This is a genomic window from Mycobacteroides franklinii, from assembly GCF_001853795.1.
Classification (GTDB): domain Bacteria; phylum Actinomycetota; class Actinomycetes; order Mycobacteriales; family Mycobacteriaceae; genus Mycobacterium; species Mycobacterium franklinii.
The window spans coordinates 434,765-457,137 of sequence record NZ_MLIK01000019.1 but is presented as its reverse complement, the minus strand read 5'-3'; the positions used below and the strand labels follow the sequence as shown (position 1 = coordinate 457,137).

Here is a 22,373-nt window from a genome sequence, read left to right as displayed (position 1 = left end):
CAACACCGTGCCACCACACACAACCGCCGAGAAGCTTGCCGACCTGCGTGAGCGGATGGCCCTGACCAAGGAGCCGGGCGATCCGAAGGCCATCGCCAGGCGCGACAAGAAGAACATCCCGAGCGCGCGGGCCCGTATCGACTCACTGCTCGACAAGGGCAGCTTCATGGAGCTCGATGGGTTCGCCCGCACGCCCGGCGATCCCAACGCGCCGTACACCGATGGTGTGGTGACCGGCTTGGGTCGCATCGACGGACGTCCGGTCGCGGTCTTCTCGCACGACCAGACCGTGTATCAGGGCAGCGTCGGCGAGATGTTCGGCCGCAAGGTCGCCAAGCTCATGGAATGGGCGGCCACCAACGGCTGCCCGGTGATCGGCATCAACGACTCGGCGGGTGCCCGCATCCAGGACACCGCCACCTCGCTGGCCTGGTACGCCGAGCTGGGCCGTCGCCATGAATTCCTGCGGGGCTACGTCCCGGAGATCTCGATCATTCTCGGCAAGTGCGCCGGTGGTGCGGTGTATTCGCCGATTCAGACCGATCTCCTGGTCGCAGTACGCGATCAGGGCTACATGTTCATCACCGGGCCCGACGTCATCAAGGACGTCACCGGCGAGGATGTGAGCTTCGACGAGCTCGGCGGCGCCGACGTGCAGGCACAGCGTGGCAACATCCACAAGGTCGTCGAGGACGAAGCGGCCGCGTTCCAGTATGTGCGCGACTACCTGAGCTTCTTGCCGTCCAACACCTTTGATTATCCGCCGATCGTGAACCCCGGCCTGGAACCGGAGATCACCGAGGATGACCTGTTCCTCGACACGTTCATCCCTGATAGCGACAACCAGGGCTACGACATGATGGAGATCCTGCTGCGGATTTTCGACGATGGCGATGTCTTCGAGATCTCCGATCAGCGCGGCCCGGCCATGATCACCGCGTTCGCGCGCGTCGACGGGCACCCGGTGGGCGTGGTCGCAAACCAGCCGATGCAGTTGGCGGGAGCGGTCGATACCGACGCCTCCGACAAGGCGGCTAGCTTCATCCGGTTCTGCGACTCGTACAACCTGCCGTTGGTCTTCGTCGTCGACACCCCCGGCGCCCTGCCCGGTGTGGCGGAGGAGAAGAACGGCATCATCAAGAAGGGTGGCCGCTTCTTCAACGCCGTGGTGGAAGCCGACGTGCCGAAGGTGACCATCATTACCCGCAAGGCCTACGGTGGCGGATACGCCGTGATGGGTTCCAAACAGCTCTCGGCCGACCTGAACTACGTCTGGCCGACGGCGCGTATCGCCGTGATCGGTGCCGAGGGCGCCGCGCAGCTGCTGGTGAAGCGCTTCCCGGATCCGACGGCGCCCGAGGTGCAGAAGATCCGTGCCGACTTCATCGAGGGTTACAACAAGAATTTGGCGACGCCGTGGATCGCCGCAGAGCGTGGCTACATCGACGGTGTCATCGAGCCGCATCAGACCCGTTTGCTGATTCGCAAGTCGCTGAAGTTGTTGCGGGACAAGCAGAATTTCGGCAAGATGCAGCGCAAGCACGGTCTGACGCCGATCTAATCAATCTGCCGAACAAACGTAAAAGCCCCCGACACGCCGAGTGCTCGGGGGCTTTTACGTCTGTTCGCGTCTTGGGGCGGTCGGTCAGTCGCGCAGCACGAGGGCGCGGCTGCCCGCGTGGGCCCACACCATGGCGGCACCGATCGAGATGACCACCGTCACCCAGGAGAACCAGGTGACGTCGACGCGCGGCCCGGAGACGAAGCTGTCCTGTACCGCCGGCCAGTAGGTCGGCATGAGGTGTACGTAGCCCAATCCGAGAACGCTGGCGCTGCCGACTATCACGGTGGCCTCCGGGGCGTGCTTGCGGTGGCGCAGGATCATCGTGACAGCCACCGCGATGAGAACCGCGTGGGTGGCGGCGAGATACGTGAGACTGGGCGGTGCCGCTGTGAAACCGCGCCGTAGGTGGTCGATGGCGTCGAGGCCCCAACCAATCACGAACGCGATGGTGGCCGTCCGCAGAAACGCGTCGGCTCGAGTCGCTAACTCTGCCATCGTGACCTCCGCTGGTCTACTACAACCGATAGTAGATACCTACCCCTTGCTCGGCAAGGAGTTGTCCTCTGCCCGGTATGGCTCTCCATGAGGGTCGAGGCAATGCGTAGAGGCCTCTGCGCCTTCGTGGTCGACCTGCAACGTGGTGTGGTCGATGTCGTACCGCGTATGGAGTAACTCCTCGATCTCACGCCGTATTCCGTGGCAGTCCGAATTGGGGACCACCAAGATGTGCGCGGACAGCGCGGGCTGTCCGGAGGTGATCTGCCAGATGTGTAGGTCGTGCACCTCGGTCACGGATTCCACGGACGCGAGCTGAGCTCCGATGGTGTCGGGGTCAAGACCAACGGGAGCGGCCTCCAGGAAGATCCGTCCCGATTCGCGGACCAGACCCCAGCCCGCCTTGAGCATCAGCGCGGCGACGACGAGAGCGGCGATGGCATCAGCGCGGGTGAAGCCGGTCAGCCACACCACGGCGCCGGCGATGGCGGTGGCGATGAAGGCGTACAGATCGTTGAGGATGTGCTGGAAGGCGCCCTCGACATTCAGGCTGGAACGGTTGGCCTTGCTGATGCACCAGGTCGCCGCGACATTGACGACGATTCCCGCGAGCGCGGTGACGAACACCAGCAGACCCGAGACCTCGGGGGGAGTGATCAGTCGGCGGATGCCCTCATAGATGAAGAAGGCGGCGAGGAGGAACAGGGTCACGCCGTTGGCCTGTGCCGACAGGATCTCTGCCCGCTTGAGCCCGTAGGTGTAGCTGCCGCGGGCAGGGCGCGAGGCGAGTCGAATGGCGATGAGTGCCAACACGATCGATGCCGCATCGGTCAGCATGTGTCCGGCGTCGGAGATCAGCGCCAGTGATTGGGCGATGACGCCGATGACCACCTCGACCGCCATGAAGCCACCGATCAGGATCAAGGCGATGGTCAGCCATTTCCGATCGGCGTTGGCGCTCACCCCGTGCCCATGTGAGTGTCCGGATCCGTGCTCGTGTGTGTCCGCAGCCATGTCCGCTCCTTCTGAATCATTCATGCAAACATATGCATGCTAGCATTTGTTATGACAAACGTTCAGCTCCTGACGTGTCCCCAGTGTGAGTCGCAGATGCTCTCGACGAAATGGTTTGGCGTACGCACATTCCAATGCACAGGATGTGCCGCCGTACTGCTGGAGCAGGAGAGTCTGCAGCAGTTCGTGGACGGCGCCGCGCGCTTCGGGCCGTCGGCGCATATCGACCAGCCGCCGGCCGCGCAGCCGTATCCGCCCGCGCCGCCCCAGGATTACCGCGGCGTCATGGGCGGACTGTTCGGTGGTGGTGGCCACGGTTATCGCCGCCGCGGCCACCACTGATTTCGCTAGGCGTTCTCGAGTGTGCGAATCGTGTCGACATAGCGCCGGAAATCGACACAATCCGCACACTCGACGCCTATGGCTTGATCCGGATCTGGTTCGGCTTCCACAGTCCGCTATGCACTTGTGAGCCGTACTCGATCTGTGCGGGTTGGGCATCGACGATGGTGTCGAGCTTGCGTAGCGAGCCCCAGTCCCTGCCCCAGTCCTTGGACAGATAAGTGGGCATCACGTGTGCCCGCAGCAGCAGGTCGGTGATGCCGAGTAGGCCGCCGTTCTCGCCGTCCTGCCAGGTGTCGGTGTCCTTGCGCTTCTGGTCGTAGTCCGGCGTGATCCGGAACTCGGGGACCTCGGTGATCCCGTACTGATGCAACATCGGGTGCTGGCAGGGGAAGACCAGGCCTACGGTCCAGTCCAGGAGCACCGGCCTGGTGCTGCCCACATACTCCTGCAACGACTTCAGCTCGGGCACTCGGGGCGGCGTGAAGGCCAGCCAGTCGCCGGGGGTCAGTGATCCGTCGATGGCCACGATGCGTACGGCGGTCGCGGTGTCGGGGATATCCGATCGGGCGAAGCGCAGGTTACGCCACGACGGTGCGGGCCCCAGGTCATAGGGCGTCAGACGCCCGGCCGGTGTGAACGCGCCGTCCGATCCGGCCGTGCCGTACTCCAGTTGCAGTGTCTGTCCGGACAATTCGCCCTTGACATTCTTGGCGGCGATGGTTCCGGCGGCCGTCACCACGATCAGTGGATGTGCCGGGTCAGGCGCGGGCAGCCGATACCAGTCGGAGGTCACCTTGGCCTGCTGTTGCGGGCCCACGCGGTAGGAGCCCACGATCGGTACCCGCGCGGGATCGAGCCCGTAGGGCAGGCGCACCGTGGAACCGTTGATGCCCGCGGTGGTGAGGCGGTCCTTGGAATCCCAGTCGTAGTCGGTTCCGGGCCGCGAGTCGTTCATCCGGATGGATTCGGCCACAATCTTGTCGGGTACCCCGTCGGCGGTGAAGCCGGAGGGATCGGTGCCACCCAGCGGCCCCAGCGGGCCGGTGGGCCCCCCGGCGGGGGGCAACAAACCGGCATTGGCGTCGGGCTCGACGAGAACATCGTCAGCCAGCCCGCATCCGCCGGCGAGCTCGCGAATGTTGGCCCAGCCGTTGGAATACGAGGGGTATTGGCGAACCACACCGATCGCCAGCTGGCAGATTGAGGTGAGCACCATGAATCCGGCGGCCCAGGCCACCGGCGCGGAGGTGATGGACCTCGTAATGCGATTGTCCTCATGCCGAGGGGAGAAATGCAGCCATGCGGCATAGCTCACGGCGAGCGCGAAAAGCGCGAAAAATATTGTGCTGACGCTGATTCCGGCGACTTTGGGCATGCTGCTGTTGAACGGAATGCCGAAACTGGAGACGTACCACCATCCCGCGGCACTGGCCCAGCTCAGGGCCAAGACAAAGAGCACCGTCGCCACCACCGCCATCCGGTTACGGCTCCACCGCAGCACCGGAGGCGACACCAGCACCGTGGCGAGCGCGGCCACGGCGGCGCCCAGGGCGGCGAACAGTCCGAAGTGGTGCACCCACTTTGTCGGCGCGAACATCAAAAAGAAGATGGTGCCGAAGACCACGCCCAACACACGCCAGGCCGGCCCGCGTGCCACGCCGGGAACACGCTTGCGGCGCAACAGGATGAACATCGAGATGAACAGGCACGCCGCGATCAACAGGAAGCCGAAGCGCCGTGATACCGAACCGTCGACCGTCGGCAGGAACATGTAGTAGTACCGCAGGTTGTCGGTGTACCAGGCCTGTGACGGGCCGATGGCGGTGCGAATTCTGGTCGCCTCGAACACTGTTGCCAGGGTTTGATCGGAGAACACCACGGGCAGGATCACGGTTCCGGCGGCCAGCATGGGCGCGACCAGCGGCCAGGTACCCACCTGGCGATGCTTCGTGACGATAATGCGCAGAATGGGCCGCCCACCGGCGAGCAGTGCGGCGACGGCGATCAGGCCCGTGGGCTGGATCCCGAGGGTGAAGGCCGCGGTGATGGTCGCCAGTGCCGCGGGGGTCAGTCGGCGCGAGGTGATGGCGCGCTCGATGAGCACCCAGGTGATCAGCGATCCGACGGCGATCTGCCCCTCGGGGCGCAGGCCGTTGTTGAACGGGAACCACGACGCCAGTAGTACGAAGCCGGCGGCCCAGGCTGCGGGCTTGCTACGCGCCACGGCAGGGCCCAAGCGGGGCAGCACTTCCCGGCTGATCAGCAGCCAGCAGACCAGTGAGGCGATCAGATCGGGCAGCCGGATCCACAGGCTGATATCGCTGAACTTGGTCATGATGGCCAGCACGTTGTAGTACCAGCCGAACGGATCTTCTGGGCTACCGAACCAGCGGAAGTAGTTGGCCATGTACCCGGCGTGCTCAGCGGTACGCGCCATGCCCATCTGATAGCCGTCGTCGGATGATCCGGCGCCGATCACGTACCAGAGCACCAGGGCGCTCATGATGACGGTGTCCGTCATATCGAAACGGCGCCAACGGGTCGGAATGACTCGCTGCATGCGGTGGCCGTCGGTCTGGTCGATCCGCCAGAGCGCGATCAGCGCGATGATGGTGGAGATGATTGCGCCAACCATTGCGGCGAGCTTGAGAAGCGTTGGACTGGAAGAGAATCGGGTGTCGACATGGGCGGTGAGGCTCAATCCGGTGGGGGCCGGGCCGCTGAGCTGGGTGAAGATCCCGACAATCTGCGGGCGCAGGTTGGGGTCGGGGAACCCGCTCGTGAGTTCCTTGCCCGTCTTGTCGTCCTTCAGGCCCTCGAACGTCGCGAAGGTGCCCTTGTCCGACGACGTGATGACGATCTGCCGACAGTCGGGCGAGGCCACCTTGGTGCGCGGAACACTGGCGATCACCACATTGCGGTCGGTGATGTCGAGGCGTTCCTTGGAGACCCGAACAAAAAGACTTTGTAGCGCAGCCTCTTTACCCTCGGGAGGCGCGGTACCCAGGATGACTGTTGCCTCGGCCGGGGCGGCGTTGACCACGGCGCAGGGCACGGTGACCGTCATGTCCATGGGCGTCTGGGAAATCAGCGGCGCGGTGACATTGGTGAGCTGTCCCTGCTGTGGCCAGTCGAGGGTCGCGGTGGACACCTTGACCGGCAGCAGCGGGATGGAGACGCTCAGCACAAACCCAAGCAGACCGAAAACGGTTGCCGTCCATCGCGCGATATTCAGCTTGCGGGCCTCAGGGGAGGTGTCTGTCACGGAATTCTCTGTCATGGCAGGGCTCGAATCGGTCCTTTGCGGGTCCAGCCGTTCACGACGACAGTGCCCTCGGTGAGTTGTGCGGTGGGTGCCAGATTCGGAGCCACGATGGGCTCGTACTTCTCGATCGAGCCCCAGTCGCGGTACCAGTCATTGCGCAGATAGGTGGGAACCGAGGAGGTCCGCAGCAGCGCGGTGGTGAACATGAACGGTCCGCCGTCCTCTGCCGACATCCACATGTTCGACGACGTCGCTACCTGCTTGTGCTCGGGCATCACCCGGAACTTGGGCAGCTCGGCCACTCCGAGGCGCTCGCTGAACGGCCGTTGGCAGGGAAAGTTCTGTGCCACGGCCATATCCAGCAGCACCGGAGTATCGGAGCCCATCAGATCCTGCGCGGTCTTCAGGGCAGGCACCCGCGGCGGTGTGAACGCCAGCCACTGGTCGCTGGACAGGTTTGGATCGTCGGCGATGATCCGAACCACGTTGGCCCCGGGTGGTGCGGTCTTCATGGGGAACCGCAGGTTGCGCCAGACCGTTTGCGGGCCAATATCAATGGGGTAGTCCTGGCGAAGTGCCTTAAACCCACCGGGGCTCTGCGGATCGCGCACACCCCACTCCAGCTTGAGCTGCTGACCGTAGTTGATCTCGGGACTGAAGGTGCCATCCTGTTGGTACGACCAGATCGCACCCGCCGCCGACATCACCACCAGAGGGCGGTCCGGGCTTGGGGGCGGGAGCTCGTACCAGGACGACTTGAGGTGCGCGGCAATCGTATTCTGGCCGTAACTGCCCATGACCGGGGTGCGGGCCGGGTCCAGTCCGAATGGCAGTAGCGCACTGGAGCCGTTGATGCCGATGGGGCCGGTACCGCCGGTGGTCCCGGCCGCGTCGCTCACCTCCATGATGGGCGCGTTGGGTGACGCATCGGAGTTCACCAGACCCGGCTTGCCGATGACGGGTAGCGACGTCATGTCGATGCGCACCCCGTCGGGGGTGAAGGCGACGGGATCTATGCCGCCGAGCGGGCCGTACTTGCCTGCCTGCTGTCCCGGAACCGGTTGCAGCAGGCCTTCGTTGGCGTCCGGTTCGACCAGCACGTCTCGCGCCATGGCGCAGGGATCGCTGCCGGTCAGCGCCAACAGGTTGGCCTTTCCGGTGGTGTAGGTGTCGCTGCGCGCGTAGACGGCCTTGGCCATCGAGGTGACTTCGAGAATCACCATGATGGCGGCGACCACCATCAGCGGGGTGGACGCGAGCAGCCGGTTGCGTCGGGTGTTCTCGACCTCGGTGTGCCCGGCGTAGTCCAGACGGAAGTGCAGCCAACCGGCGATCAGTGCCGTGATGATGGACAGGGCCAGGAACATCGTGGTGACGGGGTGGCTGGCGATGACCGGCTGCTTGTCGAACCAGGGCACGCCATAGTTGCCGACGTAGAACCAGCCGTTGATGCCCGAGGTTGCCCACGCGAGGATGAACAGTAGTGCCGTCACATACAGCGCCAGGTTGCGCCGCGAATGCAGGCCCACCCGGGCGAAGGTGAACGCCGCGACCGCCCCGAGGGCACCGGACAGCCCGGCGAAGATGCCGAACTGGATGGCCCACTTGGTGGGGGTGAAGGTAAGTAGCAGCAGCCCGATCGCGGTACTGCCGAGAAGTCGCCACACCGGCCCGCTGGCCAAGCCCGGTAGCACCCCGCGGCGAAGCAGCACCGCGAGCGTTCCGAAGAGGCAGAGCAGCAGGATGAATACCGCGATGCGACGCGTCAGTGAGCCGTCGACATTGGATTCCACGGTGAGGAAGTAGTAGCGCAGGAACTCCTGGTACCAAGCGATTGTCGGGCCGACCACGTATTTGATGCGCGCGGATTCGGCGACGGTGGCCAAAGTCTGGTCCCGGAAGGTGAAGGCGAACACCCCCGCGACCGATGCCACCAAGACCGCGATCGGGGCGAATCGTCCGTACCGCAGGCGCCGCACGGCGACGATGCGGGCGATGGCGCGCCCGCCGGCCAGCAGCGGTCCCAGCGCGATGAGTCCCTGGGGAGCGATTGTCGCGGAGAGGAGCGCCACGATGATCGCCAGTGCGGCGGGGGACAGGCGGCGGGTGGCGATGGAGCGCTCCACCAGAGTCCAGGTGAGCACGGTGCCGAACACAATGATGGGTTCGGGCCGCAGTCCGTTGTTGAACGGCAGCCAGGCGGTGAGGAAGACCAGTGCCGCGGTCCAGACGGCGGTGCGGCTCTTGGCGAGCTGCTCGCCCAATCGGGGCAGCATCTTCTTGCGCAGGATGTACCAGGTGCCGATGCCCGCCAGGGTGGCCGGTACCCGCATCCACACACCGACGGTGCTCACCTGCGTGAGCCAGCTCAAAAGGGTTGCGTACCAATCGAATGGGGAGGCGGTGGCGCCGAAGTAGCGGTAGTACTCGGTGACGTAACCGGCCTGATGGGCGACGCGTGCCTCAACCAGGACATTGCCGTCGTCGGAGGTGATGGCGCCGATGACATGCCAAAGCAGAAGTGTGCCAACCACTCCGATGTCGGCGACGCCGTTGGTGAGCAGGGTCGCGCGATCCCGAGGACGGAGAACGTTACTGAAGGTTCTCAGCGGGAGCGTGCGGCCGCCGCGTTCCAGTACGACGAGCGCCGCGATGGCGATCGCCACTGCGGCAATACCGAGCACCATGGCCACCAGCTTCAAAGCGGTTGGGCTGCTGATGAACCGGGTGTCGACGACCACGTGGGCGGTCGGCCGGGATTGGAGGTCGCCGGCCGCGGGCACCTTGAGATCGGTGAACAGGCCGGTGACCAGGGGCTTGTTCTCGATGGCCAGAGTTCCGTGGGCGTTGGGCAGTCCGGCGAAGTTGGCGCCCACGCCGCCGGCGTTGGCCCAGATGTCCAACGAGGTACAGCCGCCCGATTCGACCGCCTTGCGCGGTGCGACGGTCGCGACGTTATCGCGGAAGGCGACAACCACCAGATCCGAGGTCGCGCGGACGAACAAGGCATGCCGGCTTGCCTCGAGGCCGCCGTCGGGGCTGGTGGACAGCACCACTCCGCCGCTCGCGGGCAGAGTCGCGATGGCGGTACACGGAATGTGTGCCTCGAAAGAGAGCGGTGCGCCCGATACCAACGGTGCCGTGATGCTGGCGATGTTCCCGTCGGCAGTGGCTCCCTGGGGCCAGTTGATGTCGACGGTGGACTGACGGACCGGCAGCAGGGGGACGAGCACGCACAACAGCACACCGACGGTGGCCGCAGCCAAAGAAATCAGACGTGCCCGCTGGGCTGTACCTGCTGTCGCGGACTTTGAAAGCGGCGAAGGCACGAGGGCGATGGTATGTGACGAAGCGTCACGCACCGGAACGCAGCGCGCTCGTTTGGCCGGATTGAGACCTCAAAAGCTTGATACCAATAGATACCTCTATGAAAGTATCGAAAAGTATCCGCGATGTCGGCGTCGCCTGATACCTATTGATACAGCGCGGAAAAGTATCAAGTAAGGATTCGGTATGCAGCCCAGCCCGTACACGCCTGGCCAGGTGGCACGTGAAGTAGTCGGTCGCGCCGAACAGCTCGCCGAGATCGGTGAGCGGCTGATGTACATGGCGGAGCTCGGACGGCTGATCGGCCGCATCCGCGTCGACACCGGGCCGCGGGGTGTGGGAAAAACCTCACTACTGCGCGAGGTCCAGCGTGAGGCCGAGGCGCGTGGCGTGGTGACGGTGTGGGTTACCGCGGGCGGGGACGAGCCGCTCGCGGCGGCGATTGCCACCCAGATCCGCGCACGCACCGCGGGGTGGAAGAAGAAGTCACGCGGACGACTGCTGCGCGCCATCGATCAGGTCAGTATTACCGCGGGCGTGCCGGGCGTGGCTCAGCTCGGTGCGACGGTCAAACCGGCTCACAGTGCGGCGCCCTCGGTGTCGGAACCCTCGTTCAAGGAACTGATCATCGAGACCGTCACGGCGGCGCGCGACGAGGGTCACCGTGGTCTGGTGCTGTTGATCGACGAAGTCCAGGACGCCGACCGGCAGGGGTTGCGCACGCTGGCCGTCACCTGGCAGGACCTGCAGGCCGAAGCCGACGCGTTACCCGCCGGAGTGTTCGCGGCAGGACTGCCGCAGACGCCGGAGATCATCAGTGCCGCAGCCACATTCAGTGAGCGGTTCGCGTACCGCACGTTGCACCGGCTGGGTCCCGACGCGTCCCGGGTGGCGTTGGTCAAACCGGCCAGTCAGGTCGGAGTCCACTGGGCCCAGGACGCGCTCGAGGCGGTCATCGCGCAGACCAGCGGATATCCCCACACGCTGCAGCTATACGCCGACTCCGCGTGGGCGCGCGCCGGCTATCCGGACCCGGGTGGCCAGATTCGGATAGCCGATGTCGAGCATGCCGCCCGCCAGGTCGCCGCGGACATGGACGCGCTTTTTCGTGCGCGCTGGAACAACGCGACCCCGGTGCAGCGGCGATTCATGTCGGCGATGGCGCGGGCGCTGACCGATGACCGGGTGGCGAGCCGGTCCGATATCGCCGCCGTCATGGGCCGCGATTCACGGGCGATCAGCGCCGCTCGCGCCGGCCTCATCGACAAGGGATTCATCGCTGTCGCAGGTCATGGTCTGCTGGAGTTCACCATTCCCGGATTCGCGGAATTCGTTCGCGTACAGGAGGACTAGCCACCCCCGCCGACACGCCGTGTTCTGCGTTTCGCTCCGGGGAAATGCGTCGGAAACCGTAGTCTCGGCAGCTGGTCAGTCGTTGTGCGGAGACTTCTCGCGGATCGCTCCGGAGCGTTCGCACTTCGGATCGATCTTGACCGGGTGGTGCGGACAGGGCTCGTCGTCCTGTGGTTTCGCGTGGCTGGGGAATGCAGTCACCAGCCACGACGCCAGGGACGCGGTCACCAGGAATTGCCAGGCGATTTGTCGCAGCATGGGCCGCACCTTCCTCTGGGATGTCTTTACTGACAACCCCATTGAAGTCGGCGGTCGCGCTACGAGCTTCCGATAAAATGCCAGCTTTTATCGTAAATCAGCCAGCCACCTGTGGCGGGTGCTAACGGCTCTTGCGTAGCGGTCCGGGTGTCCAGAGCCCGCTGTGTATGGCAGTGCCGAGCTGCAGCTGTGCCTCGGTGGCGTTCCGGTAGTACGGCGTGAACCGTTGCAGCGCACCCCAATCGCGGAACCAGTCGTTCTGCAGATAGGTCGGCACCGGGGTGGCTTTCAGTAACAGTTCGGTGATGCCCAGCGGGCCGCCGCCGAGATAGTCCATCACCGGTGAGTTGGCTTCCGCGCCGAAGCGATCGGGCAGGATGCGCCACTTCGGAATCTCGATGACACCGTTCTTGTGGTCGAACGGTCGCTGGCACGGGAAAGCAAGGCCTACAAGCCAATCCAGAAATACCGGATCGGAGCCGACGACCGACTGCAGCGGGCGCAGCGACGGGACCCGGGGCGGGGTGACCGCGACCCAGTGCTGGGGGGCCAGGTCGTCGTCGGTGACCAGCAGCCGAATGCGAGTGGCCTGAGTGGGGATGGCATCGCGGGACATCCGCAGGTTCCGCCACGCCGGGGATGGTCCCAGGTCGGCAAATGAGATGGCGCCCAGTACCTTTCCGTCCTCGGCGGCGAACTGCACCTGCAGCTCGACGGGGTCGAAACGGCCCGCGGCCGCCAGCACCACCAGCGGCTTGGTGGCGTCCTTGGGGGGCAGGCGGTACCACGCCGACTGCAAGCGGGCCGGGCGTTGCGGGCCAACCTGGTAGCTGCCCATGACGGGCGTGGTCTCGGGCTTCAGGTCGAAGGGCAACCGCGCCCGCGAGCCGTTGACGCCGGCGGCGACGGTGGTGCCGCCCTCGGTGTCCTGACTGCCGTTGGCGTTGCCGCTCTTGTCGCGCTCGACGAAGCTGTTGGAGGCCTGGGGGTTGTTCTCCTCGTCGGCCGACACATCCGACGGAATTCCGTTGGGATCGAACATGATGTTGGTATCGGCGGCCAGTGCCTGCCCGATCGGGGCGTCGATCGGCTGCAGCATCCCGGCGTTGGGGTCTTCTTCGACCAACACATCGTTGGCCAGCCCACAGCCGTTGCCGCGTAACGCGTCGAAGTTGGAACGTCCGACCGACCAGGCCGGGTACTGGTTGATCATGCCTGCGGTGAGGGAGAAGATCGACCAAATCACCACGATCCAGGTGCCGACGGCCAGCGGCGATTCGGCGATACGCGCCAGCACCGGATGTACGGGTGTGCGGCCGGGATGGTCGCGGCCGGTGAAATGCATCCACGCCGCGAGCAGAATGGCAAGCACCGAGAGTCCAAAGAACACGGTGCTGATTCCGAAGTGCCACTGTGGGAACGAATTTGACCACGGAACGCCGAAATTGGAGACGTACCACCAGCCGTTCACGCTGGAGAACGACAGCGACAGGACGAACAGCACGATCGCGGCGTACAGCGTGCGGTTGCGCGGGGAGCGCATTGCCGCGGCGGTCACGGCCACCGCGGCCAGCGCGCCGAGCGAGCCGGCGAGGCCGGCGAACACGCCAAAGTGGTGGGTCCACTTGGTGGGGGTGAACATGATCGCGACGAACGAGATCAGGGTGATGCCGATGATCCGGCGGCTGGGGCCGCCGGCGGTGCCGGGGATCTTGTTCTTGCGCAACGTCATTGCCACGGCCACGCCGAGCGCGATGATCAGGGCCAGCACCGGGAATCGGCGCGAGATGGCGCCGTCGGTGGTGGGCAGCAGCAGGCGCTCGTACCTGACGTGTTCCTCGAACCAGTTGAGCGATGGCCCGACGGCAGACTTGAGTGCGTTGGCCTGGATCTCCCCGATGAGGGTTTGATCGCGGAAGATCACCACCAGCGTGACCAGCCCGGCCGCCAGGATCGGTGCCAGCAGCGCGGCATAGCCGAAACGTTTCGCGCGCTTGGACACGATGGTGCGTAGCGGCCCGATCGCGACCAGCAGTGCGCCGATCGACGCGATACCCGTCGGTCCGGAGAACAAGGTGAGCGCGCCGACAACGCAGGCAACGGCGGCCGGCAGCAGCCGGTTGGTGGCGATAGACCGTTCGACCGAGCACCAGGTCAGCAGGATGCCCAGGGCGATGATCGGTTCGGGCCGCAGGCCGTTGTTGAACGGCAGCCAGAAGGCCAGGAACATCGCCGCGGCGGTCCACGGCACCACCAGATTGGTGCGGGCGGCGTGGCCCAGCCGGGGAATCACCTCGCGGCTGATGACCGCCCAGCACAGCAGGCCCATGGCCAGGGTGGGCAGCCGCATCCAGACACTAGCGGTGCTGACATGAGCCCAGATGGTCAGCAGGTCGTAGTACCAGCCGAACGGCGACTCGGGGGTGCCGAACCAGCGGTAGTAATTGGCCATGTAGCCCGAGTGCTCCGCAACCCGGGCCATGGTGAGGATGTAGCCGTCATCGGAGGTGTTGGCGCCGACGAAATGCCACCACACCAGCACCACTCCGACGAGTGCGTCGAGCGGGCGCGGCTTCCACCAGCCTTCGGGCATGAAGCGTTTGTGTCTGCGCCCGTCGGCCGCGTCGAGGGTGTGCAGGGCGATCAGCGAGATGGCGGTCAGCAGGACACCGAGGATCATCGCGATGAACTTGAGGGCGGTGGGCGAGCTGCTGTAGCGGGTGTCGACGGTGGCCGAGAGCTGCAGGCCCGCGGGAGCGGGGCCGGACAGGTCCGTGAAGATGCCGACGATCTGCGGCCGGAAGTCATACCCGCCGCGTTCCCCGGCGCGTGGCTGTCCGGGCCTGGCGTCCTTGGGTCCTTGAGTCAGGCCGACGAACGTGCCGGTCACCTTGTCCGAGTGCGCGGTGACTTCGAGACGCTGGCAGTTGGGGCCGAGAACTTCGGAGAGGGGCGCGGAGACCACCGGCACATTGCGCACGATCACCACGAGGTCGCCGCCGATGCGCTGGATCAGCATGCCGCGGTCTACCGCGTTCGGGGCCTGCTTGGGCACGGTGGACAGCAGCACGTTGTTGTGACCGTCGAGGGCCTTGGCGGCCGAGCACGGCACCGTGATGGTGAGGTCGGTGGGGACGTATCCGATGAGGGGAGCATCGACGCTGGCGAGGGTGTCGTTCTGCGGCCAGTTCAGCTGCGCGGTGTCCTGCCGGACCGGCAGCAGCGGAGTGGCGATGGCCAGTAGTGCGCCGAGAAATCCGGTGACGATGGCGATCAGTCGGGCCCTGCGGTAATCGCCGTCGCCTTCGCTGGCGACCTCTGGCGTCGCACGTTCCTGAACCGTCACGGAGGAAGATGTTAGTTGGCTCGCAAAAAGCCCCTTGCGCGAAGAGCGCTAAGCGTGCGCGGGGACCCGCACAACCAGCACGAAGGGCCCGATGGTGCGGACGGTGAACCGCGGGTCAGCGAACAGTTGCTTGTTCAGCGTGACGGTGTAGCGCTTCACGTTCGGCTGGTTGGGGTAGACGTCCTTGGCGAGCCGCAGGGAGTAGTTGTCGCCGGATTGGCGCAGCAATAGGACGGTGGGCGCCCGCCACGGCAGAGCGTCGAGCGCACGGATCATCTCGTCGGCGGTGTGCAGGTCTTCCCAGCTCTTGATCGCGGCCGCGCGCTTGTCGAACTGGGCCAGCGGGTTGGCGTAGTGCGGGGTGAGTCCCTGGAAGCCGTAGTACGGGTAAAACGCCAGGAAGCTGTAGTCGGCGGTCAGCACCACGGTCTCATCGCGCGGCTTGCCGGTGATCTCGGTGATCGCCTTGTCGATGGCGCCGTAATGACTTTCCGGGCCGGGTGGGCGGCGGTCGGCGCGCTGCCCGGCGCCGTCGGTATCGGCGTAGGCGATCACGATGTCGGAGCGCAGCACATTGGGAATGTCCTGGCTGAAGGCCAGTGCACCTGCCAGGCCGATGACCGTGGCCACGATCGTGGCGTGCTTGCTGCGTTGGGCCGCCCAGGCGGCGACCTCGATGAACGCGAACACACCCGCGGCGGCGAGCAGCACCGTGAGGGTGGGCACCAGCCGGAACGACAGCAGGGTGGTCTTGGCGAGGGTGGCCAGCATGGAGAGCAGCGACCACAGATATACGGATCCCACACCGATGGCGAGCGCGCCGGCGCGCACCGAGCTGCGAGCACGTGCCACCAGCCACACCGTGCCGATCAGGCACAGGCCACCCAGCATGGTGGGTTGCAGCATTGGGAAGGACAGTTCGGCACCGTCATTGGGCAGGTAGTGCTGTGCGGACGCCGCCTTCTCCAAGGAGGCATGGGAGGCGGCGATCAGGTAGGGGCCCCAGAACACCAGGGCCACGGCGATCGCGATACCCGCGATGGCGAGCCAGCGCAGCAGCGGCTCCTTGATGGCGGGCCACCAGCCGTCCCGCCGGACGCGACTGATCGCCACCACCGTGGCGGCGATGGTGATGGCCAGCGCGCCGAACGCGGTGAGGAGCGTGTAGAACAATGCCGCGAATCCCAGGAAGACACCCGTCCCGCCGATGGCCGCCCAGCCGGCGCCACGATCCGCGCGCAGCGCGCTGTAACCCAGCACCAGCACGGGCGGCAGCAACACCGTGACGATTGCGCCGTACGGTTCGGTGGAGGCGTAGGCGAGCGTGACAGCGGCGGTGGCAGTGCTCACGATGAGCGCGTGCTCGAAGCGAATCATCTTGTTCCACAAGATGAATGCCGCACAAACCGCGATGGCCAGGGAGGTGATGGCCCACGGTTTGTACATCTCCCACCCGGTGGTTCCGGTGAGCGCCGCGAGGCGCCCGCCGATCCAGAACCAGCCGGCCGGATAGAACGGCGGCATGTCCGGGTAGGTCATATCGTGCAGCGCGGGGGAGTCGGCGAACCGCGTCAGATACTCGGTGCGGAACTGTTGGTCCACCGAAATCCCGAACAGATAGAGCTTGGTGGCCCCCAGCGGCATACCGACGGTCACCACGGTGAATACCGAGAGAAACAGCAGGGAAAGCATTTTCGCGATGAGTTGGCGGCCGCGACGCCACAGAACCCCGGCCAGCACCAACCCGGCGATCGCGCCGAATTGGCCGACCGTGGTCAGCGCGTGCAGCTGATTGGATGACCCGAAGGCGGGCCACTGGACCCGCGCTATCGCCACGAGCGCGATGACGCTCACCGCGGCGGCCGTGACGACAGCGAGCGTCAGGTCCTTGGTGGTGTCCAGTACGTGCCGACGCGACTCCGATGTCATCTGGGCTGTCATCTCGACGTGGTTACACGGGCAACTTGCGGAAAATGGGGCGCGGAACGTGACGCAGCACAGACATCACGAAGCGCCACTGACCCGGTGCCCAGATCAGCTCCTTGCCCGCGGCGGCCGACCGCACCACCAGTTCGGCGATCTCTTCCTTGTCGACCGTGAACGGTGCCTCCTTGGCGCCGGTGGCCTGCCAATGCTCGATGGTCGTGGTGGTGCGCACCTGGCCGGGACGGACGACGAGCACGCGAACTCCGAACTCGCGCAACGCCTCTCCGAGGCCGAGGTAGAACCCGTCGAGACCGGCCTTGGTGGAGCCGTAGACGAAGTTGGACCGGCGCACCCGCTCGCCGGCGACCGAGGACATCGCGATGACCTGGCCGAAGCCCTGGGCCTTCATCTTCTGGCCGATCAGCACACCGACGGAGACGGCGGCGGTGTAGTTGACCTGCGCGCTCAGTACCGCCTTGGCCTGGTCCTGCCACAGTTCCTCGGCATCCCCGAGAATGCCGAAGGCAACGATGGCGACATCCACATCGCCCTGCGCCCAAGCGGATTCGATGAGCGCGGGGTGGCTTTTCGTGTCGACGGCGTCGAAGTCCAAGTACTCGACGGACTTGGCTCCGGCGGCCTTGATCTGTTCGATGGCCGCCTCACGCTTGGGTGCGTTGGGCAGGTCGGCCAGGATGACGCGCGCCTTGGCGTTCCTGAGGTAGCGCTCGACGATGGCCAGGCCGATCTCCGAGGTGCCGCCGAGCAGCAGGATGGTCTGGGGGTTACCCGTGGCATCAATCATGTTGTCTTCCTTGTGAATTCTTAAAGCAGTTCGAGTCGGCGGGCCATATCGGAGGCGAACACGCCGTGCGGGTCGGCCTTGCGTCGGGTGGCAATCCACTCGTCGACCCGCGGATACATCTTGTGGAATTTCTCCGCGCTCACCCGGGAATCCTTGGCGGTGTAGACCCGTCCGCCGAACTCCATGGCGCGGTTATCGAGCTCGTTGAGGAACTCGTTGACACCGGGCTTGTTCGGGAAGTCCATCGCGACGTTCCAGCCCTTCATCGGGAAGCTCAGCGGCGCTTTGTTTCCCGGGCCGAACAGCTTGAAGACGTTCAGGGCCGAGTACTGGCCTTGGGTCTGGATCCAGCGGATGATGCCCTTGAACTCTTCCAGCGCATCGGGCGGAACCAGGAACTGGTGCTGTGCGAAACCGGCTGGGCCGTAGGCATATTGCCAGCCGGTCGTGATGTCGAGCATGTGATAGAACTGCGTCAGATTGACGATCTTGCCCTGGTAGTTCCCGCTCATCCGGTAGAACGCCTCACCGATCGCCATGAGCGAGGGCTTGATCATGAAGTTGACCGGGAAGAGATCGGGGAACCCGGGTAGTTGGGGTGCGCTGAACTTCAGCGGGTCCTTGGCCAGCTTCGGGGGTAATTGGTCCAGTCTCGCAAGACTTCCCCGGCTGACCGCCGCGCGGCCCAGCTTGGGCGCCGGATTGATCAGGTCGAACCAGGCGCTCGAATACGTGTACTGGTCCTCGCTGCCGTCCTGGTGCACCGCGATGGTTTCGTCCAGATCGCGCGTGGCGACCCCGTCGGCGATGAAGTACGCGGTCTCGGTGCGCGTCATCGCGATGCGGGCGCGCACCACGATGCCGGTCAGGCCGTTGCCGCCGACGGTGGCCCAGAAGAGCTCGCTGTCGGGGCCGTCCGGGGTGATGGTGTGTACCTCACCGTCGGCCATCAGCAGATCCAGGGACAGCACGTGGTTGCCGAAGCTGCCCGCACTGTGGTGGTTCTTGCCGTGGATATCCGAGCCGATGGCACCGCCCACGGTGACCTGCCGGGTGCCCGGCAGTACCGGCACCCACAGTCCGAACGGCAGCGCGGCCTTCATCAGCTGATCCAGGCTCACACCCGCGTCCACATCGGCGATGGCGGTTTCGGCGCTGATGGAGTGCACCCTGTTCAGCGGCGTCATATCGACGACAATGCCGCCGCCGTTGCACGCGTGGTCGCCGTAGGAGCGGCCCAGGCCACGCGCGACGATGCCGCGGCGCAGATGGGCGGGGCTGCTGGAGCTCGCGTCGGCCACCCGGCGCACGGCCTCGGCTATGACGTCGACATCGGGGGTGGAGAGCACATGCGCCACGGTGGGTGCGGTGCGGCCGAACCCGGTGAGGGCGCGAGGAGTGAGAGGTAGCTCGGACTTCGGAGTTGTCATCGGTAATTGAGCGTAGCGGCTCAGCGGATCCGGAAGATCACCGCGCGCTGGACGATGAAGTTGATGACCGTCGCCGTCCCCTGCGCGATGACGAAGGCCACCGGCACCCGCCAGGGCTTGTCCTCAAACTGCATGTAGAAGACGTAGTTGATGCCGACCTGGACGGCGTAGGTCAGGCCGTAGAGAGCCATCACCGCGATGAACCTGGCACGGCTGGGTTCTGCCTGGAAGGTCCAGCGCCGGTTGATCAGGTAGGCGGTGGTGGTTCCCGCCACGAAACTGAGGGATTTGGCGACGTTGACCTGGAGTCCGAAGTGCAGGAACAGCACATACAGGCCGAAGTCGACGATGGCAGAAAGCCCGCCGGTGATCACGAAACGGGCCGCCTGCGTGGTCAGCGACAGCGGCGCCTGTTCGGCTGAGGCATCTGACACGGGCCAGAGCCTATGTCAGGTCTCTGTGTGGAACGCCAGTCGCCGGAGCACGGGCGCTACCTTCCGCACACAGGTAGGGTCGCAACGGATTCTGTAATGGGATTGCTGGAACATCGACGTATGAGGGGCAGCTATGACGACTCCGCAGCAGGGACGGCACGAACGGGCCGAGGGTGAGGGCATCGATCCGCTGATCGACCTGTCACGTGATCCGAACCCGGGCGTCGCCGACCACGCCAAGGAAGACGAGTAAGTCGCTGTAGCTTTCCGTCGAGTGTGAGCCATACGGTTGCCGCATGGTCCCCTCGCGGAACTTCCTGAACGCTACGGAGCGGTTCATCCCGGATGCGTTGCGCGGCCTGGTCGCGGCTGCCGCCGACCTCCGGTGGAACTCTGAACACGGGTACCTGATCCGGGATTCGCCGCTGCGGCCCGGCCACGTGGCCATCGTGTCCGGTGGAGGCTCGGGTCACGAGCCCCTGCACGCGGGATTCATCGGGCGCGGCATGCTCACCGCCGCCTGCCCCGGCCTGATCTTCACCTCCCCGAACGCCCTGCAGATCGCCGGTGCCACCATCGCGGCAGACGCCGGTGGTGGCGTGCTGCATGTAGTGAAGAACTACACCGGCGACGTGATGAACTTCTCCATCGCCCGCCAGATTGCCGAGGAATCCTCGGTACGCACCGACGTGGTTCTGGTCGACGACGACATCGCGACAGAGGTGGCTGATTCCGAAAGACCCGGCCGGCGTGGCACCGCCGCCACCGTGGTGGTCGAAAAGCTGTGTGGTGCTGCCGCTGAACGCGGCGACGACCTGGCCACGGTGGCCGCGGTTGGCCGCCGGGTCGCGGCGGCGGCACGCAGCATGGCGGTGGCGCTGGCGCCGTGCACCGTTCCGGGCGCCTCGGTCCCGTCGTTCGACCTGCCCGCCGGTCAGATGGAGATCGGCATCGGAATCCACGGGGAGCGCGGTGTCGACCGGGCACCGGTCGCCGCGGCATCGGACATCGTGGCGGCGCTACTGGCCCGCATCCTGCCGGCGGCACAGGTGAGGGACGGCGACGAGGTGATCGTCGTCGTCAACGGGCTCGGGGCCACGCACTCGCTGGAACTCAATCTGCTCTTCGGTGAGGTGGCCGCTCAGCTTGCGGCCGCGGGAATCCAGATCGCCCGCAGCCTGGTCGGCAGCTTCGTGACGGCGCTGGACATGGCGGGTGTGTCGGTGACCGTGGTGCGTGCCGATCCGGAGATGCTCGAGCTGTGGGACGCGCCCACTACGGCGCCGGCCTGGCCGGTGGTGACGGGCCCGCCCGTCGGCGAACTCACCGATGGGGCAATCGTCGAACCCGATGATCGTGCCGACGGCGGGCCGGAAAACCCTTGGCTGTCCGCATTCGTGGGACGCGTACGCGAGTCGGTGGGCGCGCTCACCGAGCTCGACCGGCGGGCCGGAGACGGTGACTTCGGCACCAATATGGCCGCGGCGTTGCGGCACTACGCGCTACCGCTGCGGGGAACGGACGCCGAGGTGCTGCTCGCCCTGTCGACCTCGTACTTCGTGCGTGCCGGGGGCACCTCCGGGGCCGTGTTCGGGACGTTCTTCCGTGCGCTGTACGCCGGGCTTGGCGACGAGCGCTGGTCCACCGAGCTGGTGGCCCGTGCGGTGCGGCAGGCGCTGGATCAGATCCAGGCCCTGGGCGGAGCACGGGTGGGGGACAAGACCGTTGTCGATGCGGTGTCACCGGCCGCGGATGCACTGGATGATGCTGCGCGACGGGACATCCCGCTCGCCGTGGCCCTTCAGTCCGCGGCGGATGCCGCGGCCGCCGGCGTACAGGCCACCAAAGACTCGAGGGCCGCACGCGGACGGGCCAGTTACGTGGGTGACGCGGCCCGCGGCGTCGAAGATCCCGGCGCCCTGGTCATGTCCTGGTTCTTCGAAGCCGCGGCCGGCCGCTGACACCCACTCACACGCGCTGGCCGACGAATGCCTCGATCTCGCGCACCATCAGCTCGGGCTGGTCCTCGCTGACGAAGGTGTAGCTGTCGGGTACCTCGACGAGTTTTGCGTCGGGTAGCAGGCGCAGCCAGCGTTCGGCGTGGGCGAACGGGAAGAACGGCAGCTTGCGCGGCCACAGCAGCAGCACCGGTCGCGGGAAGCTACGCAGTGTCTCGGCGGCGGCCAGCGTGTCGCGGTTGTCGATGCCCCGCAGGAATGCCCGCACATCGCGCCGGATGGCCTGCTGCGCGAGCACGGGGGCCACCCAGTCGCCCAGCACCTCGTCGGGAATGGAGTGTTTGGCAAGCGCATTGCCGAGAGCGGCGCGCGCCGCCCGCAACCTGAACGGGCGCAGCACGAAATCAGTGCCGGGGACCTGTGCCCAGTATTGGAAGATGCGAATCGATTTCGGCAGGAAGTTGTCGAAGGAATCACAGGGGGTCAACACCACGCGGCCGATCCGGTCGTAGCCGTCGGTCAGCAGCAGCTGGGTGATGGCACCGCCGGTGTCGGTCGCGACGACGGTGACATCCTCGAGGTCGAGGCGTTCGATGAGTTCACGGATCAGCCCGGCCACCGCGCGCGGATGAAGTTCTGCGCCCGGCTTCATCGGGATCTTGTGCGCACCGAGTGGCAGGTCCGGGGCGATGCAGCGGAAGCGTTGACTCAGCGGTTCGACGATCTTGCGCCACATGGTGCCGGTGACGAAGAGGCCGTGCACAAAGACGATGGGCGGACCGACTCCGCTATCGCGGTAGTGGATGGGACCAGCGGTGGACTCGAAGATAGGCATGCTTCGACCATCGGCCTG

General features: G+C 65.7%; 15 protein-coding genes. 4 read left to right on the top strand and 11 right to left on the bottom strand.

Annotation, left to right across the window (positions count from 1 at the left end; all coding sequences use genetic code 11):
- Positions 1–7 precede the first annotated feature (7 nt).
- Positions 8–1,561: an acyl-CoA carboxylase subunit beta gene (locus tag BKG76_RS10080; RefSeq protein WP_070937527.1), complete on the top strand. Its 1,554-nt coding sequence runs from the start codon at positions 8–10 to the stop codon at positions 1,559–1,561.
- A gap of 84 nt (positions 1,562–1,645) precedes the next feature.
- Here the strand turns inward: BKG76_RS10080 and BKG76_RS10075 are convergent, their stop codons facing one another.
- Both BKG76_RS10075 and BKG76_RS10070 read right to left on the bottom strand, forming a co-directional pair.
- Positions 1,646–2,059 (bottom strand): hypothetical protein, encoded by a 414-nt coding sequence (locus BKG76_RS10075; RefSeq protein ID WP_070937526.1) that lies wholly within the window; start codon positions 2,057–2,059, stop codon positions 1,646–1,648.
- 39 nt (positions 2,060–2,098) lie between these two features.
- The gene (locus BKG76_RS10070) at positions 2,099–3,073 is read right to left on the bottom strand and encodes a cation diffusion facilitator family transporter (RefSeq protein ID WP_070937525.1); all 975 of its coding nucleotides are present in this window, start codon (positions 3,071–3,073) and stop codon (positions 2,099–2,101) included.
- 96 nt (positions 3,074–3,169) lie between these two features.
- Between BKG76_RS10070 and BKG76_RS10065 the strand changes: the two genes are divergently transcribed.
- Entirely contained in the window at positions 3,170–3,415 is a 246-nt protein-coding gene (locus BKG76_RS10065; RefSeq protein ID WP_070937524.1) for a hypothetical protein, read from the top strand.
- Between the two features lie 76 nt (positions 3,416–3,491).
- Here BKG76_RS10065 and BKG76_RS10060 read toward each other — a convergent pair whose 3' ends face one another.
- Both BKG76_RS10060 and BKG76_RS10055 read right to left on the bottom strand, forming a co-directional pair.
- Positions 3,492–6,698, bottom strand: coding sequence for an arabinosyltransferase domain-containing protein (locus BKG76_RS10060; protein WP_070937523.1), 3,207 nt, complete (start codon positions 6,696–6,698; stop codon positions 3,492–3,494).
- The gene (locus BKG76_RS10055) at positions 6,695–10,012 is read right to left on the bottom strand and encodes an arabinosyltransferase domain-containing protein (protein ID WP_070937522.1); all 3,318 of its coding nucleotides are present in this window, start codon (positions 10,010–10,012) and stop codon (positions 6,695–6,697) included. Before BKG76_RS10055 ends, BKG76_RS10060 begins: the two co-directional genes overlap by 4 nt.
- 184 nt (positions 10,013–10,196) lie before the next feature.
- Here BKG76_RS10055 and BKG76_RS10050 point away from each other — a divergent pair, with 184 nt between their 5' ends.
- Positions 10,197–11,363: an ATP-binding protein gene (locus BKG76_RS10050; RefSeq protein ID WP_070937521.1), complete on the top strand. Its 1,167-nt coding sequence runs from the start codon at positions 10,197–10,199 to the stop codon at positions 11,361–11,363.
- 75 nt (positions 11,364–11,438) lie between these two features.
- Here the strand turns inward: BKG76_RS10050 and BKG76_RS10045 are convergent, their stop codons facing one another.
- The 6 genes from BKG76_RS10045 to BKG76_RS10020 form a co-directional block, all read right to left on the bottom strand.
- Positions 11,439–11,621: a hypothetical protein gene (locus BKG76_RS10045; protein WP_070937520.1), complete on the bottom strand. Its 183-nt coding sequence runs from the start codon at positions 11,619–11,621 to the stop codon at positions 11,439–11,441.
- Positions 11,622–11,742: 121 nt separating this feature from the next.
- A complete protein-coding gene (locus tag BKG76_RS10040) occupies positions 11,743–14,967 on the bottom strand; it encodes an arabinosyltransferase domain-containing protein (RefSeq protein WP_070937519.1) in 3,225 nt (1,074 codons plus the stop codon).
- Between the two features lie 48 nt (positions 14,968–15,015).
- Complete coding sequence (locus BKG76_RS10035) at positions 15,016–16,908, bottom strand: galactan 5-O-arabinofuranosyltransferase (protein WP_070937518.1); 1,893 nt, start codon at positions 16,906–16,908, stop codon at positions 15,016–15,018.
- Between the two features lie 10 nt (positions 16,909–16,918).
- Positions 16,919–17,698, bottom strand: a complete 780-nt coding sequence (locus BKG76_RS10030) for a decaprenylphospho-beta-D-erythro-pentofuranosid-2-ulose 2-reductase (RefSeq protein ID WP_070937517.1) — start codon at positions 17,696–17,698, stop codon at positions 16,919–16,921.
- 20 nt (positions 17,699–17,718) lie between these two features.
- Complete coding sequence (locus BKG76_RS10025; RefSeq protein WP_070937516.1) at positions 17,719–19,128, bottom strand: FAD-binding oxidoreductase; 1,410 nt, start codon at positions 19,126–19,128, stop codon at positions 17,719–17,721.
- 20 nt (positions 19,129–19,148) lie between these two features.
- On the bottom strand, positions 19,149–19,562 hold the full coding sequence (locus BKG76_RS10020) for a GtrA family protein (protein ID WP_070937515.1): 414 nt from the start codon (positions 19,560–19,562) through the stop codon (positions 19,149–19,151).
- Positions 19,563–19,858: 296 nt separating this feature from the next.
- Here BKG76_RS10020 and BKG76_RS10015 point away from each other — a divergent pair, with 296 nt between their 5' ends.
- The gene (locus BKG76_RS10015) at positions 19,859–21,523 is read left to right on the top strand and encodes a dihydroxyacetone kinase family protein (RefSeq protein WP_070937514.1); all 1,665 of its coding nucleotides are present in this window, start codon (positions 19,859–19,861) and stop codon (positions 21,521–21,523) included.
- 7 nt (positions 21,524–21,530) lie between these two features.
- Here BKG76_RS10015 and BKG76_RS10010 read toward each other — a convergent pair whose 3' ends face one another.
- Positions 21,531–22,355, bottom strand: coding sequence for an alpha/beta fold hydrolase (locus BKG76_RS10010; protein WP_070937513.1), 825 nt, complete (start codon positions 22,353–22,355; stop codon positions 21,531–21,533).
- Positions 22,356–22,373 lie beyond the last annotated feature (18 nt).

Coding starts and splice junctions, on each gene's coding strand:
- BKG76_RS10060 (WP_070937523.1), bottom strand. CDS start 6,698: ATGACAGAGAATTCCGTGACAGACACCTCCCCTGAGGCCCGCAAGCTG.
- BKG76_RS10010 (WP_070937513.1), bottom strand. CDS start 22,355: ATGCCTATCTTCGAGTCCACCGCTGGTCCCATCCACTACCGCGATAGC.
- BKG76_RS10045 (WP_070937520.1), bottom strand. CDS start 11,621: ATGCTGCGACAAATCGCCTGGCAATTCCTGGTGACCGCGTCCCTGGCG.
- BKG76_RS10030 (WP_070937517.1), bottom strand. CDS start 17,698: ATGATTGATGCCACGGGTAACCCCCAGACCATCCTGCTGCTCGGCGGC.
- BKG76_RS10015 (WP_070937514.1), top strand. CDS start 19,859: ATGGTCCCCTCGCGGAACTTCCTGAACGCTACGGAGCGGTTCATCCCG.
- BKG76_RS10075 (WP_070937526.1), bottom strand. CDS start 2,059: ATGGCAGAGTTAGCGACTCGAGCCGACGCGTTTCTGCGGACGGCCACC.
- BKG76_RS10025 (WP_070937516.1), bottom strand. CDS start 19,128: ATGACAACTCCGAAGTCCGAGCTACCTCTCACTCCTCGCGCCCTCACC.
- BKG76_RS10070 (WP_070937525.1), bottom strand. CDS start 3,073: ATGGCTGCGGACACACACGAGCACGGATCCGGACACTCACATGGGCAC.
- BKG76_RS10065 (WP_070937524.1), top strand. CDS start 3,170: ATGCTCTCGACGAAATGGTTTGGCGTACGCACATTCCAATGCACAGGA.
- BKG76_RS10035 (WP_070937518.1), bottom strand. CDS start 16,908: ATGACAGCCCAGATGACATCGGAGTCGCGTCGGCACGTACTGGACACC.
- BKG76_RS10050 (WP_070937521.1), top strand. CDS start 10,197: ATGCAGCCCAGCCCGTACACGCCTGGCCAGGTGGCACGTGAAGTAGTC.